At 44.8% G+C, this 15,731-nt stretch carries 13 protein-coding genes; 4 read left to right on the top strand and 9 right to left on the bottom strand.

Annotation, left to right across the window (positions count from 1 at the left end; all coding sequences use genetic code 11):
- Nucleotides 1-3: 3 nt before the first annotated feature.
- The 5 genes from codB to C1S74_RS24125 form a co-directional block, all read right to left on the bottom strand.
- Nucleotides 4-1,242, bottom strand: a complete 1,239-nt coding sequence (gene codB / locus C1S74_RS24145; protein ID WP_045398460.1) for a cytosine permease — start codon at nucleotides 1,240-1,242, stop codon at nucleotides 4-6.
- 812 nt (nucleotides 1,243-2,054) lie between these two features.
- Nucleotides 2,055-3,401 carry a magnesium transporter gene (locus tag C1S74_RS24140; RefSeq protein ID WP_045398458.1) on the bottom strand — a complete coding sequence of 449 codons (1,347 nt, stop codon included), beginning with the start codon at nucleotides 3,399-3,401 and terminating at the stop codon, nucleotides 2,055-2,057.
- A 73-nt stretch (nucleotides 3,402-3,474) separates the two neighbouring features.
- Nucleotides 3,475-4,797, bottom strand: a complete 1,323-nt coding sequence (locus tag C1S74_RS24135; RefSeq protein WP_045398456.1) for an ABC1 kinase family protein — start codon at nucleotides 4,795-4,797, stop codon at nucleotides 3,475-3,477.
- Nucleotides 4,798-4,899: 102 nt separating this feature from the next.
- Nucleotides 4,900-6,123, bottom strand: coding sequence for an HlyD family secretion protein (locus C1S74_RS24130; RefSeq protein ID WP_045398454.1), 1,224 nt, complete (start codon nucleotides 6,121-6,123; stop codon nucleotides 4,900-4,902).
- Entirely contained in the window at nucleotides 6,123-6,449 is a 327-nt protein-coding gene (locus C1S74_RS24125; protein WP_005433326.1) for an MFS transporter, read from the bottom strand. The genes C1S74_RS24130 and C1S74_RS24125 overlap by 1 nt, the downstream gene beginning before the upstream one ends.
- A gap of 107 nt (nucleotides 6,450-6,556) precedes the next feature.
- Between C1S74_RS24125 and C1S74_RS24120 the strand changes: the two genes are divergently transcribed.
- Nucleotides 6,557-7,558 (top strand): AraC family transcriptional regulator, encoded by a 1,002-nt coding sequence (locus C1S74_RS24120; RefSeq protein WP_045398452.1) that lies wholly within the window; start codon nucleotides 6,557-6,559, stop codon nucleotides 7,556-7,558.
- Nucleotides 7,559-7,621: 63 nt separating this feature from the next.
- On the opposite strand, the gene C1S74_RS24115 is transcribed toward C1S74_RS24120, so the two are convergent.
- On the bottom strand, nucleotides 7,622-8,311 hold the full coding sequence (locus C1S74_RS24115) for a VV20781 family protein (protein WP_045398922.1): 690 nt from the start codon (nucleotides 8,309-8,311) through the stop codon (nucleotides 7,622-7,624).
- A gap of 12 nt (nucleotides 8,312-8,323) precedes the next feature.
- Nucleotides 8,324-9,868, bottom strand: a complete 1,545-nt coding sequence (locus tag C1S74_RS24110) for a hypothetical protein (RefSeq protein ID WP_045398451.1) — start codon at nucleotides 9,866-9,868, stop codon at nucleotides 8,324-8,326.
- A 368-nt stretch (nucleotides 9,869-10,236) separates the two neighbouring features.
- Between C1S74_RS24110 and C1S74_RS24105 the strand changes: the two genes are divergently transcribed.
- Together C1S74_RS24105 and C1S74_RS24100 are read left to right on the top strand one after the other, a co-directional pair.
- Nucleotides 10,237-10,929: a response regulator transcription factor gene (locus C1S74_RS24105; RefSeq protein ID WP_045398449.1), complete on the top strand. Its 693-nt coding sequence runs from the start codon at nucleotides 10,237-10,239 to the stop codon at nucleotides 10,927-10,929.
- A gap of 2 nt (nucleotides 10,930-10,931) precedes the next feature.
- Nucleotides 10,932-12,254 (top strand): ATP-binding protein, encoded by a 1,323-nt coding sequence (locus C1S74_RS24100; RefSeq protein WP_045398447.1) that lies wholly within the window; start codon nucleotides 10,932-10,934, stop codon nucleotides 12,252-12,254.
- Here the strand turns inward: C1S74_RS24100 and C1S74_RS24095 are convergent.
- Nucleotides 12,235-12,891, bottom strand: a complete 657-nt coding sequence (locus tag C1S74_RS24095) for a pyridoxamine 5'-phosphate oxidase family protein (RefSeq protein ID WP_045398444.1) — start codon at nucleotides 12,889-12,891, stop codon at nucleotides 12,235-12,237. The two genes, C1S74_RS24100 and C1S74_RS24095, sit on opposite strands and share 20 nt — an antisense overlap.
- A 100-nt stretch (nucleotides 12,892-12,991) precedes the next feature.
- On the opposite strand from C1S74_RS24095, the gene pdxR reads away from it, so the two are divergent.
- A complete protein-coding gene (gene pdxR, locus C1S74_RS24090; protein WP_045398442.1) occupies nucleotides 12,992-14,422 on the top strand; it encodes a MocR-like pyridoxine biosynthesis transcription factor PdxR in 1,431 nt (476 codons plus the stop codon).
- A gap of 17 nt (nucleotides 14,423-14,439) precedes the next feature.
- Here the strand turns inward: pdxR and yjeH are convergent, their stop codons facing one another.
- A complete protein-coding gene (gene yjeH, locus C1S74_RS24085) occupies nucleotides 14,440-15,702 on the bottom strand; it encodes an L-methionine/branched-chain amino acid transporter (protein WP_045398440.1) in 1,263 nt (420 codons plus the stop codon).
- Nucleotides 15,703-15,731 lie beyond the last annotated feature (29 nt).

The raw sequence follows: 15,731 nt of genomic DNA, 5'->3' as shown, positions 1-15,731 counted from the left end.
TCCTTACGCTGGCTGCTGTGCCAGTGTCTTTTTATTAAGAATAGGATTTAGAATCAGGTAGCTGATTGTGCCGCCTAGTACCGCGTTCACAGGTACCACACCTGGAAGGAAGTGGCCCGCTGCAACACCAATCGCCACAGCGATAATGCCAGCCCAGTTAACCGTTTGGAACTCTGCTGCTTCGAAATTTGTGTAACGTTTACGGTTCATGAAGAAATCTGCAATGATGACGCCACCAATTGGTGGAATTGCAACCGATAAGAAGGTTAACCAACCTACAAAGTTATTGTACAACCATAAAGCGCACAACGTACCAACCAAACCGTTTGCCATCGAGATGTACTTGCTTGGTAAACCAGTGATGTTTGAGAAGCCTAGACCTGAGGCGTAAAGCGCATTGTCGTTAGTTGTCCAGATGTTCAGGCCAAGTACGATGATAGCTGGGATAAGCAGACCTTGCGCAATCATCACTTCAGAAATGTCTGATTGGCCGGTTACAGCCGCACCTGCTGCGCCGAAGATGAACATCAGTGAGTTACCGATAAAGAACGCCACCATAGTGACCATCACTGCGCCTTTTGGCTTTTTACCAAAACGAACGAAGTCCGCAGTTAGTGTGCCCGCACTGACGAATGACCCTACCACCATTGCTAACGCTACTGAAAAGTCGATAGGTTGTGTTGGTTGTACTTTTTGTAGTTCAGCCACACCACCAACGCTGTTTACTGCTTCCACTACAGAATAGCCACCAAGTAGGGCAATTGCTGGTACTGCAATCGCGGATAGTACCATGAGTGCAGAGATACCAAAGTAAACCGTCGCGGTCATTAGCAAGCCTGAAATGATGATGAGCGTGTTTGTATCAATGCCTGTTGCTTTGTTTACTGGAATCGCAAACATTGCTACTCCAACACCAAACCAACCAACTTGTGTGCCGCCGAGAAGAGCGGAAGGAAGCCAAGAGCCTTTAGAGCCAAAAGAGAAACGAGCAAGGAGGTGAGTAGAGAGACCAGTCGAAGCGCCGATGTAACCGAGGAAGGAAGTGTAAATACCGAGGATTAGGTTACCAATGAGAACGGCGAGGAAGAAATCATCAAAAGAAAGTCCGGTACCGAGCGAGCCGCCCGTCCACATACTTGCGGAGAAGAAAGTGAGTCCCAACATTACCATGGTTAATGATGCAACACCCTTTCTGGCACTGCTAGGAACTGGTCCTAGACTGTAGTTATTGTCTGCAGCCATTTTTACCTCCGCAAAGAAAATTAAAACGAATTATAGATCCCAATATCTGGGCAAACGGCGCGTATTATCGTGATGTAAATCTCATAGTCAATGAGTTTTTTGTCACTTAAACGATTGCTGAAAGCTTTATGTTTTTTAAATTCACTTAAAACATGGAGTTATGATTTTTTAGTAAAGCAAAAAAGTTTAGTCAATGATGTCTTATCTGACCAGTAATATGTAATGAAATCGGTGTCATTAGTGACTTTCTTATATCCCATCAAATTTCCATGCTTTGTTTATAAAAAGACGAACTGATTGAGTTTTATGATGCTTAGCAAACGTTTTCCTCATCTTGATAAGAATGGGTGTTCATAATTTGAACGAAAATGTATTTGTTTATCTCTATTTTTATTAGTTTGAATAGATTTTTGGTCTAAAGTGCATGTTTATAACAAAGAAGGTTTAGGAAAATTGATATTTAATTGATGATAAAAATAACTGAGTTAACAGGTTAAGGGGAGTTAAAGCGTATGGAGGAAACATTTGAGGGGGTCAGATAAAAAAATAGCCAACCGCAAAAAGTGCGATTGGCTTATATACTTGTGAACAAATTCAAGTTCACTAACAACGTCAGTTGGCTAGGTGACCCTCGGCTTAAGAAGGGTCGCTTTAATTAATGCAGTTAGTGTGCCAACTTTAAAACCACCAGAAAAACACGGTTTCTGTGATATAGGTTGCCTAAATCTAGTTGTTTTTTGCAAGTTGCAAATGCAGATTGCAACTTGTAATTATAATGCTAATGATGAATTAATTAACTAGGGTAATTCTTTTTACAACATTACTAGGCTTGCGGTTCCTAAAAAAGCAAAGAAGCCAACCACATCTGTCACGGTAGTCAAAATTACCGAGCCAGCCAAAGCAGGATCGAGTTTCAATTTATCCAGTACGATTGGTATTAATACACCAAATAAGGCTGCCGTGATGATGTTCACGATGATGGCTAACGCGATTGTGCCTCCCAGTACGGTTGATTGGAACCATAAGCCAGCTAAACCACCGATGATAAGCGCCCAAAGTAAGCCATTCAGTGAGCCGATACCGAGTTCGTTCTTCAATAGTGCAAAGCGGTTACCAGGGGTAATCTGGTTCAACGCCATAGCACGAATCATAAGAGTGAGAGTCTGGCTGCCAGCTATACCACCCATAGAGGCAACAATTGGCATTAGAACCGCAAGGGCAACCACTTGAGAAATCACATCTTCAAACAAACCAATCGTGACTGAGGCTAAGATAGCTGTCAGCAAGTTGATGCCAAGCCAAACGCCACGTTTTTGCGAGCTTTTAAGTACCGGTGCGAATAAGTCATCCCCTTCATCCATACCCGTACCAGCCATTAAGCGGGCTTCGTAGATTTCACGTTGTGTACTTAGTGCAAACTGCCAATCAACTTCGCCAATTAAGGTTTGATCTGCATCGGTGACTGGCAGAGCAGGGAGTGGACTGTGCTCCAAGGCTTCAACGGCCTCTGACAGTTCCATTTTACTATCAAGAATGGTGACGCTTTCAATGGCTAAGGTTTTTAGACGAACGTCAGGGTCACTACGTAAGATTTCGTAATAGTTTACGGCACCACGAAACTGTTTTTTACGGTTGATGAGATAGACTTGCTGGGGGGTGTCGTAACTGTAACGCTCCATCAAGCGACGTGCTTTACCAACGGTAATATTAAAAGGGATAGTGATGATCTTACGCTCAGCCCACCGGCCAAGTTCTTCGTCTTCATATTCGTTTGCTTGATCGTAGAGATCGAGCTCATCTTTCTCAATCAGCTCTAACGCTTCATTGATGAACTCTTCGGGTAGAGAATCCGCCCATTCGATCAGCGATAAGTTATCTAGTTTGGCTAAGGTTAGCTTAAGCTCAACTTCAGAAAGTGCTTCGATGATAGAAAGGCGCACTTCTGCACGCATTTCGGTTAGTACATCGATATGCAGTTCCATAGGTAATGCACGCCACAAGCGTACGCGATCATCGATTGGAAAGGCTTCGAGAATCAGCGCAACTGCACCGGGTTCGAGACCGCATTCGATAGAATCATTCAAAGCGGTGATTTGGTCCGCTTCTTCTGCTTGGACAATTTGTTCGATTAGAGTGGAGAGATCTTGAAACTTACTCACCGAGCACCTCGACAGTCGATTATTCTTATAGGTAGCGGATCAAGGTACTCGAAAGTGGCAGAAAAACAATAGCCTATTGATCACTTATCTGTAGGTAAGGTGCGACCAATTGGCGAATGTTCACTTTTGCGCCAATACGAGCCGCGAGCAAGTACATACCGCCAATTTTTCTATGGAGAAATAGGGCATCAGCTGGTGGTGTGTGCCAGTAGTCTTGCTCCATGCTCAAAATAGTCCCGGCTTCACGAAGCTTCTGCGCTAATCCACTGGCTTTGAAATCATAAGACTCATCAACCAACATAGGCTCACACGCCATTTTCACCAAGTCGAGAATCGCTTGGCGCTGTTCTGGCATGATAGTTTTGCTGAAGAATCCAATTTGCTCCAGTGCCTCATTCAAACCTTGTTCGTCATTGTTTACGACAGACGCAAAGGCTTGGCGATAACCGTTACTGAATCGTTCACTGTATTCACGAGTGGCCCCAAAGTCCAACAAGCCGATTTGGCGAGTGGTCTCGATGTACAAATAGTTGGCGAAGTTAGGGTCGGTTTGCACCATCTTAAATTCGAACAACTCACGGAACAGCAATTCAAGCAGACTGTGCATGACAAAATCACGTGTGCTTTGATCGTAGTGTTCGATTTGTTCAATAGAAACGCCATCTATGAACTCCATAGCGAGCACAGAGTCCGAGCAACTTTCAGTATGGATTTGTGGCACCACAAAGTGAGGGTGGTTTTTTAAGGCATCGTGATAGCGAATAGCAAATTGCGCTTCACGCGCGTAATCGGCTTCATCATGTAGCTGCTTTTTCGCTTCCTCTAACAATCCTTTGTAATCAACGGACTCTGGAATCAGTCCAACTACCTTAAGTAGTGTGCCTACGTTGTCGACATCACTATTGATACTCTTTCGGATGCCCGGATATTGCACTTTGACCGCTAGGCTGTCGCCCGCGTCGCTGTAGGCTTGATGGACTTGTCCTATGGAAGCACTGGCAATTGGTTTGAAGTTAAATGAGAGAAATTCTGCTTTCCAATTGATACCTAGTGAACTTTCCATCACGCCATTCAGTTGTTTGGCTGGCATTGGATCGGCGTTGGAGCGAAGCCGAGAAAGGATGTCTGCCAGTTCAGGCTCCAGAACGTCACTTGCATCCATTGAAAGCATTTGTCCAAGCTTCATTGCTGCGCCGCGTAAATGGGCGAGCTGGTCGGTTAAGCGCGCGATGTTCTGCGGCGTCAGCAAAAGATCTTTCGCTTTGGGTTTGTTGCCTTTAGCGATTTGTTTGGTGCCTTCTGCAATCACATTGCCTGCGACGCGAGTAGCAAGAGTCGCAAATTTGCTGAATCTCGAGATGCGATGAGTAGGTAGGCTTCTTTCCTTTGCTGACATGGATATTCTCCCCGAATAAACTAAGTATTTGTTATACGGGAAAAGTACGTGCTTGGATACAAATGAAAAGAAAACCGCCAGCTGAACTGGCGGTTTGTGAGGTTAGATAGAGTAGAAGAAGTACAGTTGAGACTTCATTCGGATGATAATGCCACGAATCACATCCAAGAAGGCGAGAAAGCCAATTGGTTTTTCGCCGCTCACCCATGCTAAACCTACAGAGCCGACTGGGATGTCGTAGCCTTCTGGTTCATCAATTTTCAGACGAACAAAGTGGTGTTTGTTCTGTAAGTTCTTGCCAGTGGTGACACGAACTGAATCATCCAAACCAAGTAGGTTACTTTGCGATTCCCCCGTTGCTTCCACAATGCCCTCTACGGTTGCCGAGAAGATCTTACCCGGGTAAACCGAAGACGAAAATTCCGCTGGTTGCCCAGGTTTGATGTTACGAATCGCTTGGTGATTCACTCGCATCAATACGTATTTCTCATTGGTGTACATGTTGATACGCGGCATTGCGGATACTCGCTGGCCTTCACGCAGGATAAAGTTGGTCACAAAGCCATCTGCTGGAGCGTGAACCTTCGTACTGTTCAAGTCCCATTGTGCTTTTGCAATCTGCTCTTCTGCTTGACGCAATTCCGCCTGTTTGGTTTCAACTGCGAGCTCTGCTTTATGAATCGCCAGTTTCGCTCGTGAAATATCCACTTGCTTCTTCTTGATTTGAGACTCAAGCGTCAACACATTGTGGTGTGCCATATCCACCGTGCTCGATTGCTTGTCGATGTCGCTTTCCGTAATGGTGTTTTTCACCACTCGGTTCTGTTCAACATAACGATCTAACATCTTTTTCTGCAATTTGTAGTCGACTTTCGCCGCTTCTAATTGGCTCTTTGATGTTTCTAAATCTTGCACAAGTGCTTCGTGATTCGCTTCTTCTATCTCGATATCACCTTGCGCTGTTGCAAGTGCAACTCGAGCTGAGTCTGCTGACACATTCGCTTGGTTCAATGCAATATCGTACTGGGTTGGGTCGAGTTCATAAATGAGCTGACCTTTTTCAATTTGTTGATTCGGTTTGATGTAAATATGGTCGACTTTGCCTTTTACGTTGGTCGAATCTGGGCGTAGCTGAATGTGCGGTGATTGCACAACAGAACCACCAGATAAGTCCATCGGAGTAAAGTTAATCAAACCCACCCATACGAACATTAACCAACCCAAACCACCAAGGTAAGAGAAAGCCTTAGTGGCTTTATTCCAAGGCATTCCGACTAAACGAAGTAGATAAATAAAGAGTGCCCAAACCGCTAAACCTTCTAACATTACGCCTCCTCTTGTGGCTGGGTTTCTGTTTGCGGTTTACTTTTCCATGTATCACGCAGATTGATGATGGCTTTTTCCATATCAACGAATGCAAAGATCACGGCTAGCACCCATACCCAGTGCCAGACAAATCCTATCCAGGTGAGGGCGGTGATGAGCCCTATCTGATGATGGTCTTTGCTGTGTGCCTTATTGATTGGCAACTCATGGATTTTCCAAAAGCCGTAACACGCGCCTGCTACGCTCGCGATTAAAACGACGGCAGCAACGACATGCAACGCTGTATCTGCGCCTGTTCCGACAAATGGGACACTCAGTAAACTCATTAAAGACTCCTCTCTCAAACTGTTAGCTTATTGTGTTCAGGAATTGAAATGGATGAGTCTTTGTGACACATTCAATCACTACAGGATTAAATTTGATGTGATTGGTTATGAAAACGGTTCGATTTATTCGCGCGATGGGTATTTTAAATATGCATAACCTCGCGTTATCTAAGTACAATTTGACCTCAGAGGCGCTCGGGATCCCCGCATCGGTGTTTCATAACCCCATGACCTTGATACCGTTGAAAGCTGTGAGCGAGTGGTATCGCCGTATTGAAAACTTGAGCAGTGATCCAGACGTAATATTGAATGTTAGCCGAGATATCGATTTGCAAAAGCTCGGTCCAGTAGGACGTTGGTTGTTCTCTGGGAATGATCTCGCCAGTACAATTCGGCGTGTAAACTACGGTGTGAGCAACTTACAATCGGGTGCTTTTTTTGCGGGTGAACAGTCGGGAAAAATCATCAAATGGACCTACCATAATCCTTTTATTGACCCTAACATCAAAGTCCACGACAGCATTCGCAGTGCTATCTTTATGATAAAAATACTGCGCGAATTTTTAGGTAAAAATTACAAACCTCTGCGAGTCATGATTTCCGGCTCACGGAAGAATCATGACTTGTATCGAGAATATTTTGGTTGTGAAGTCGAATGGAGTCAGCCAAAGACAGAGGTATGGATCAACGGTGATGATCGCCTAGCTTCAAGGCAGGTCAATCATCGTGAAGAGAGCCGTTTGGCAATGAGCTTTTCGGACTTAGATGATTTGCTAAATATGCCCGATCCTGAAGATGAATTGAAAGTCATCTATGAAGTGGTGAATTACAGTAGCCATTATGGATTACCAACGTTAGAGCGTGCGTCAGCGTTGCTAGGTTTATCCGATCAACAGTTTCAGCGACGCTTGCACAAACAGGGGCTGAACTTTTCAACCGTATCTGGTTATGTGCTGAGTAATGTGGCCGCAGGTTTATTGAGTAAACAAGTAAGCATAGGTGATATTGCAGCACGTTTGGGTTACACCAACGTGGCAAGTTTTAATCGTATGTTTAAAAAGCATCGTGGCTTAACGCCGAAGCAATACGCTGCACGATTAGAGAAATAGCGCTGCTCTAAGAAAAACAAAGCCCTCGAAGTGAGGGATTTGTTTTTTCTGTTTTGAATCTACTTACTCTTCAGGACGCCAACTGAGTGCACTCGCAATGGCACCAATGGCAACAACGTCTTTTTGCTTGTCGTTAAGCTTTGGCAACATTTGTACTGCGATGGTACCGTTGGTTTGTACTGCAGCAATTTCTTGTGTGCCTTGCTTGAAGCTATAACCCAGTGGGATATCCACCGCCATGACTGAATCAGGGCTGGTGTGAACGGTTTCCACATTGAAATGCGTGTTGCCAACTCGAACTACACCGGTTTCTTTTTTCTCAAGGCTAATGTCGATCAGAGCTGACTTTGGCTCCATGGCAAATTCACCCACTTTTACGCCGTCTTGAGTGATTTGACAGGTGTAAGGATCGTTGCCACCAAAATCGACGCCCATATAGTTAATCGACATACCGCCGCCTGTACAGCTCAATAGCCATGTTTCACCATTGTCGACACGTGTAACTTCTGCGCCCATTGCACCTTCTTTGAAAGAGACACTATTAAACCAGCTAGAGTTTGATGCACTGCGTGAGTACTTGCCTTTGTATTTGCCTGCAAAGTCAAATTGGCCATCGGCACCAAAGCCCCAAAAATCGCCATCGGTTTTCACCAACATCTCAGGTTGAGCTTTGACTGCATCAGTACGATCCATGATGGCAAGGCCACCACAGCCCATAAGGAATAGCGGAGCAAGTAAAGTAAATTTCTTCATATTTTTCATCATTTATAGCTCAGTTACGTCTAGAGTTTGGTCGGTAAATTGAATTTTCTGGATGTTGTAAAGTTCATCCGTCCCGATGTTTGGGCAGTCAACAGAAATAGAGTGCTTCGCTTTGATAACAAGGCATTCCGCCAGTTTGTGAGGAACACTGTAAGTGTTAACACCACCTTCACCGTAAATGCTGTTATTTTTGCTGTTGCCCTCGAAGGTGTTGTCTTGGTCGTTACCGATGACATTAATTGCTTGGTCACCAACGATCTTTACCTTTGTGAGCCACTGAGACTTGTAGGTGTATGCTTCTACTAAACCATCTTTGTTTGGAGCCATACGGAAAGTGGCAGCTGTGCCTGGGTTGGTCTTCTCGGTGTAGAGTTTGACGCCCTCAGAATCGATGTTCGCTGTATATTGCAAATATCTGTGGAACAAACCGCTGATCCAATCAACCGCTTGTGGATCTTGGTTTTGCATTTCCTCACGCGTCAAGGCTTGGTAGCCGTCTAAACCATGTCCGTTTGCTTGTGCTACACCCATATAGGATTCGAAAGCAGCAGCAAAGTATTCATGAGAGTAAGAGGGCCCAGTTTGCTTAACGCGCTCTGGGTCGAAGTCGTCAGACGCCCAATCTTCCCAATCACGTTGAGTAGGGCGCCACACGGTGGGCTTGCCGACTCGGATATCGGTATAGATACTCAGCGCATGTGCTTGAATGCCGTTTTGCAGTGACGAAGTCGACGCGTTAGGCGCAATACCTTGCGCTTGGACCAAGTGTAGAATTTCTTCAAAAGCGGCATCTCGGTCGGCATGCTTACCCAGATTGGCGCAGTAATCGGCAAAGTTGCTCATGTAATGGCAATCGCCTTCAACGGTTAATTCACGGTACATGAGAGATTGACTGTTCATCAGCCAGTTTGGTGTTTCTTTGCTGCTTAATAGTGTAGTTGCCAAAGATTCAACTAACGTATCCATGTCTTCTTCATTCAGTACCATCATATTCGCAATAAACTTCTCTAAGGAGTCAGTTTCAAAGGGTTGCAATAGACCAGAGTTAGCAACCGCATCCTTCAATTTATCTTGACGAATCAGTTCGCTGACGAAAATTTTGGTTAGCATCTCATTATTTTGGTCGTCGTCTTCCGTTAGGATCAACGTTGCGTCTCGCTCTGCTAGTGTCTTAGCGATTTCAGACTTGTCGGTCCCGTATTTCGACTCCGGCTTGTTTTTGAGTAAGTGCTGAATGATCTTTGCGGCACGAAAGATTTTCTCGTTATTTGCCCCATCATCCATTGCGATAATGTGGAAGGAATCATCGCTACGAGCTTCAGAAAGTGAAATCTTTACATAATGGGTGAAGCCTGCGTCAGAAGCCACTTTAAACTCGGTTGGAAACTCAGTGGAAGCTACTGTAGGGATGGTAACTGTGTTCAATGTTGGAACGGATGGAGCGGGAGGAGGTGTTGTCGACGTCTTCGAACTTGAGTTACTACCATCGCAGGCAGTTAAGCTGAGGGTACATAACATAGTTAAAGAAGTTAATTGAGCGAATTTCATCTTTTAATACTCACAAGCTGGGGGAACGGAGGAGAATGTAGGAGCAGAGCTAACTTATGTCTATATGAGTAAGTGGAGTTATCAATACTAGTGATGGGTTGTTGTAAGGTTTTTAATTCGATAAAACTAAAATTTTAATGGGTTTATATTTTAATTTTAATTGTTATTATGGTTTATTATTCTTCTTGAGTTTTGTAAATTGAATTTTTGTGCTAAATATCAAGTTTTAGAATCCATGCCCTGTGATAAATGTATGGTTTGTAAGTGTTTGTAAGATGTCGTTTGTCAGAGAGTTCGTACTTTCTTAGCTTGCACCCGATAATAAGAACGATATACTTTTCAAGTTTTATAGATGGAGTGAATGGATCATGGTTAGTAATAAAATCTTGCTCGTAGAGGATGACTCTGAGATTGCCCGACTGACTAAGATGTATTTAGAAGCTGAAGGTTATCTTGTTACTGTTGTTGATAATGGTCTGAATGCGTTAGATAGTATCAAGGCACTCAAACCCGATTTAGTGCTGCTTGATTTGATGCTGCCAGGTAAAGATGGCGCAATGATTTGCCAAGAAGCACGTGAGTTTTATCATGGTATCATCCTCGTACTGACTGCGACGGATGACGAAATGAGTGAGGTTAGCTTACTTAAATTTGGCGCCGACGATTACTTAACCAAACCCATCAAAGGTAATATCCTTCTCGCTCGCATTGAAGCGGCCCTGCGTCGTTATCGTCGCCAAGTAGATATGGTTGAAGAAGTAGAGTTAAGCCGTTATGGGATTGACTTGTGTACCCGCCGTTCAAAAGCCTTCTATTTAGAACAAGATATTGACTTAACCGACTCTGAGTTTGAAATCCTAGAATTGTTAATGCTTAACGTTGATAAACCCGTCTCACGCGAATCTTGTTGCCGATTAGCAAGAGGAATTGAGTATTGTATTACCGACCGCTCGATTGATATGCGTGTCTCTTCACTAAGAAAGAAATTTTCCAAAGCACATATTCATACTGCTACCATCAAAACCGTGCGTAACCGAGGTTACATGCTAACGGGCAAGTAGCTATGTTTTCGACGTTTACTCGATTGTATGTTGGCATTGTAACGGGCTTGGCACTAACGGTTGCTTCGTTCATTTTTATGGGCGAAGAGTTCATGCGTAAAACTGAAATCGGGGTATTTCTGGGAGACGGCGCATATTTTGTTGACCAATATATAGAGCAGCGTGGTACTTCTGATTCTCTGTATAAAAACCTCACGACAAATGGTAAGCAGGACTTCTTTGTTTTTGACTTAACGCTGCTTAAAAATTGGGATGGTTCACCTCCATGCCATAATTGTGAATTGTTGTATCGTCTACAAGGAATACCCGTCTACTTGATCGACGACGACATTTACGCGGCAGTATTTCCACTCCCGAATTCAGCTGAGAGTCTGGTTTTCAAAGAGAAAGGTGATTTCTTTAGTCCAGATATTGATTGGGATGAAGACTCAGAAATGATCTTCATTCTTACGTTGATCATGACAGTTGTACTGAGTTTAGGTGTCATGGTGTATATCCCAGTTCGACGACTAGAAAATCAGATCATGAATTTAACGGCAATCCAACAGCAGTTTGGTGCCGGTGAACTGGATAAGCGCGTCGATTTGAAGCATTTCTCTCCTCCAATACGCGAATTGGCCATTGGGTTTAATGGCATGGCGGAAGACATTGAAAGGCGTGTTCGTCAGACGCATATTTTTACCCAAGCCATTCCTCATGAAGTACGCACGCCATTGAGTCGAATTCAATTAGCGACGGACTTAGCCAGACGAACTCAAGGTGAGATGCAAGCAGAGTTACATGATGATATTGAACGCTATGTCGATGTAGTAACGGATCTGACTTCTGACATCGTGATGTTATCCCGTTTGAGTGTTAAAAATCATTCTTTAGCGAAGTCCGTTGAGAGCATCGAACTGTCGCTCTGGTGTAAAAGCCGAATGAATTATCGAGGTTTGGAATTGGCAAAACTAACCGTCGAAAATGAACTGGCTTATCAATCGATCCACTTACAACCAACCTTGGGGAACTTAGTTATCGATAATTTGCTCCAAAATGCGAAACGTTATGGACGTGACAATGTTGAGGTGACGATTCGGTCGGTTGAACATTTCTGGATAGTTGATATTGAAGACGACGGACCGGGTGTCCCAGAAGAGATGCGTGAAGAGGTGTTTGTCCCGTTTTCGCGGTTAGACAAGAGTCGTAACGCCGACGTGAAAGGTTTTGGCTTGGGGCTTGCAATAGCCACCAGTGCTGCAAGGCAACTGGGTTGGGAGCTTTCCGTCGGCGAGAGTCAATTAGGCGGAGCACGTTTTACCGTGCTTATTCCTGCCAACGAGTAGGGTAGGCACTGCTGTAATCTGGCTCTGCGATACCCTCATACAAGTCATCACAAGCTTGCAGCGGGCCTACAACCGTTCGGTACGGTAAGACGCCAGCCCAAACGGGAATATCCATGTCCTCTGTATCGTCGTTGACACCAAAGTGACTGATTTTCACTGACGCTTCCGTCAATGGGATGCGCAGTAGCATAGTTGCTTTGAGCTCTTTTTCGTTACTCAAACGCACATCTCGTGTTCTTCCTGGGGCAATTTGCTCAATGAAATGATTCAGTAAGCGGTCTTTTTCTTGATTGTCCTTTACCATTTCAAATTGCCCAAACACGACAGCACTTCGATAATGCGCGCTATGATGAAAGGCACTTCGAGCGAGTACCCAGCCATCAAATAAAGTAAACGTTAAACAAGTCTGTATCCCATGTTTCAGTGAGCGCAGCAGACGACTATTGTTCGCTCCATGGATATAAACGTAATTCTCAACGCGCCAAGCCAACATAGGAATGACCACTGGACCAGACTCGTTGGTAATCGCAATATGGGCTATCAGGCTTTCGTCAATGATGGCATGCAGTTTGTCCACGTCCGTGACGGCTTTATGTATGCCTTTTTTGATCTCAGTTCTGTTTGTGTTTGATAACATTTTCTCTCCTTACTTGCTCGCAGTGATGAGTACTTTCTCCTCATTCTTTGATTGCAATGTATCGTTTAACTGGTAGCTTAAAGAGAGCCAGTTTTAACTAATGGATGGATCCAGTTTGTCTTTGATTGATATCGGTGACCTGCATCTAAAAGAAAGTGAGGGAACACGCCAGCAAGCGTTGTTTTTTGCTATTCGCGAGAAGATTGTTCAAGGATTGTGGGCGAAGAATGGGAAGCTTCCCTCTACGCGAAAGCTTTCACAAGAGCTTAATATCAGTAGGAATACCGTGATTTCTGCCTACGAGCAGCTAGTGGCGGAGGGGTACTTGAATAGTCAAAAAGGTTCGGGCTTTTATGTCGCCGTAGAATTGCCGGAGCAATACCTGCCTGAACCGAGTTTAATGAAGGCAGACTCATCACCTAAAACTAACTTTGATATTAACCGCGCATTTGCTCCGGGTGTGCCTGATCTGGATGTATTTCCGATGGCACAGTGGCAAAAGCTACTCGCTCGTCATATGTCCCGCACCTGCTTACTCGGCAATCAAGATATTCAAGGCAGTTGGGCATTGCGCTGTGCTTTAGCTGACTATCTTGCATCAAGTCGTTCAGTGAATTGCTCTCCAGAGCGCATTATTATCACCTCCGGGGCTCAGCAAGCGTTGTCGATTGCGACGATGGTTGTTCTTAAACAAGGTGACAAGGTTCTGATGGAGCAACCGGGTTACGCACAAATGCGTAAGTTGATTCAGTTCCAGCAGTATCAATTTGAGCCTCTGTTCGTACGAGAAAAATTAGGCTTTGATGTGGAAGCGGTGACCACGAGCGATGCAGATGCTCTGTATATCACTCCAAGCAATCAATATCCGATGGGAACCACACTCAATACTGAGCAAAGAGGAAAGATCATCAACTGGGCGGTCGAGCAATCACGTTGGATTATCGAGGACGATTATGACAGCGAATTTCAGTTTGCTCACCGTCCTTACACCAGTTTACAGGGGCTAGCGGCTCAAATGGGGCGTGATGATCGTGTGCTGTATGTCGGTTCGTTTAGCAAGGTGATGTTTAATGGATTGCGGCTGGGCTATCTTGTGGTTCCTGAGAATTTAGTGGGACAGTGTTTAGTGGTTAAAGATGCGTTAAGCGGTGATTCTCCCACTCATACTCAAGAAGCGTTGGCTGACTTCATTACCGAAGGGGGCTTGTTACGTCACATCCGAAAAATGCGCCGACTGTATAAAACTAAGCATGAGCATATGTGTTTAGCAATCGAAAAGCACTTTGGAGGACGGGTGAGTGTGATCAGTCAAGCGGCAGGTCTTCATATCACGTTGAAGTGGCAACAAGGTATCGATGAGCATGAATGGACGCAGCGAGCTGCAGCGGAAGGCATTGTGATTCGCACCATGAGTTTTTATGAGCATGCTGCTTTCCAAGCGCGAGATTGGCATGGAGCTGTACTTGGCTATGGCTACGTCGCGCTGGAAGATATTGATGTGATGGTTAAGCGATTATCTGAGTTGTTTTAGTTGCTTCAATTCGAGGATTATTCAATCACTCGGTGGGGATTCTTTTTTCGCCAGCGCTTCCAAGGTAAGGAAAGCACGGCAAAGATAGTAATGGCGTAAAGCATCGACCAACCTAGGCAGATGAAGACCACTGAGCATAAGACCAGTGACATTCCTGCGAGTATTTTACTTGCGCCTTGCAGCAGTTTATACGCTGCCAACATGGCCAGTAGGTAAACCAAAACGAAAATACCATTCGCGAGTTTGAGGAAAAACTCCAGATCTAAACCAGATAGCGACCCAATAACGCACGAAACTAGCAAAATTGCACCAACAACGAGAGTGGCATTTGCTGGAACGCCTCGAACGGACACTCTCGCGATAGCGCTGGTTGGCTTGTGTTCTCTTGCTTGCGCCCACACCATTCGGGCTAAGCTTTGAGTGTAGAGGTTCACACTCGCAAAACATGCAGAGAAACCGATAACACTGATTAGCCACTTAGCATGATCACCAAATAGATGGGCACTTAGCCAAGGAATCGATGCACTGTCGAACTCTGCACTGCCGTAAGCACCAAATTTTAGTATCACAACAGAACATGCCCAATAGGTTGCGCCTGCGACAAAACAGCCAACGATAATCGCAATTGGGAAGTCTCGTTGTGGGTTTTTAAACTCTTCGCCCATATGAGCAAAAGCTTCTATTCCAACAAAACACCAGAACATCACGCCCAAAGCCGCTGCAATCGACCACGTTGAATCCAACGTAATGACAGGCATAGTTAAATCGACAGAACCAACATCGCCTTTCCACAGAAATGCACCGACCAAAGCAAAAATACTCAGTGCGATAATGGTTTGTAAGCGACCTGATGATTTGGTGCCGAGCAAGTTGACCACCATTAACAGAGCTACCGTGAGAATTTGAGCGAAAAGGTGATTACTAATGGACTCTGGTAACAGCTGTTGTAAAAAGCCTGCAGTAAGTGCGACAGCGGCAGGGACACCAACAGGAATGACGCTAACAAACAACCACGCCACGCTGCTCTCTAGCTTACTGTTGAAGGCTTTGCGGACGAAAAATGCTGTGCCGCCAGCACTTGGGTAGCGTTTGCCTAACTGAGCAAAGGTAAGCGCGATAGGGCAAATAGCAATGAATAAAATAATCCAAGCCCAAAGCGAGAAGTGACCTGCAATGCCAGCGGCAATCGCTGGGATCATAAATAGACCTGTGCCCATTAAGGTTGTTGAGAGCTGACCGATTCCGGATATCAGGGTAATGTCTTTTTTGAGTTGTTCCATAACGACCTCTGAACGTCTAGGTAATGCAA

Source organism: Vibrio hyugaensis (genome assembly GCF_002906655.1).
In the GTDB taxonomy this organism is placed as follows: Bacteria; Pseudomonadota; Gammaproteobacteria; order Enterobacterales; family Vibrionaceae; genus Vibrio; species Vibrio hyugaensis.
This window is presented reverse-complemented; position numbering and strand designations above follow the sequence as displayed.

Excerpts from the sequence above, each read along its gene's own strand:
- codB (WP_045398460.1), bottom strand. The coding sequence starts at position 1,242 with ATGGCTGCAGACAATAACTACAGTCTAGGACCAGTTCCTAGCAGTGCC.
- C1S74_RS24135 (WP_045398456.1), bottom strand. The coding sequence starts at position 4,797 with ATGTCAGCAAAGGAAAGAAGCCTACCTACTCATCGCATCTCGAGATTC.
- C1S74_RS24130 (WP_045398454.1), bottom strand. The coding sequence starts at position 6,123 with ATGTTAGAAGGTTTAGCGGTTTGGGCACTCTTTATTTATCTACTTCGT.
- C1S74_RS24125 (WP_005433326.1), bottom strand. The coding sequence starts at position 6,449 with ATGAGTTTACTGAGTGTCCCATTTGTCGGAACAGGCGCAGATACAGCG.
- C1S74_RS24120 (WP_045398452.1), top strand. The coding sequence starts at position 6,557 with ATGAAAACGGTTCGATTTATTCGCGCGATGGGTATTTTAAATATGCAT.
- C1S74_RS24115 (WP_045398922.1), bottom strand. The coding sequence starts at position 8,311 with ATGAAGAAATTTACTTTACTTGCTCCGCTATTCCTTATGGGCTGTGGT.
- C1S74_RS24110 (WP_045398451.1), bottom strand. The coding sequence starts at position 9,868 with ATGAAATTCGCTCAATTAACTTCTTTAACTATGTTATGTACCCTCAGC.
- C1S74_RS24105 (WP_045398449.1), top strand. The coding sequence starts at position 10,237 with ATGGTTAGTAATAAAATCTTGCTCGTAGAGGATGACTCTGAGATTGCC.
- C1S74_RS24100 (WP_045398447.1), top strand. The coding sequence starts at position 10,932 with ATGTTTTCGACGTTTACTCGATTGTATGTTGGCATTGTAACGGGCTTG.
- C1S74_RS24095 (WP_045398444.1), bottom strand. The coding sequence starts at position 12,891 with ATGTTATCAAACACAAACAGAACTGAGATCAAAAAAGGCATACATAAA.
- pdxR (WP_045398442.1), top strand. The coding sequence starts at position 12,992 with ATGGATGGATCCAGTTTGTCTTTGATTGATATCGGTGACCTGCATCTA.
- yjeH (WP_045398440.1), bottom strand. The coding sequence starts at position 15,702 with ATGGAACAACTCAAAAAAGACATTACCCTGATATCCGGAATCGGTCAG.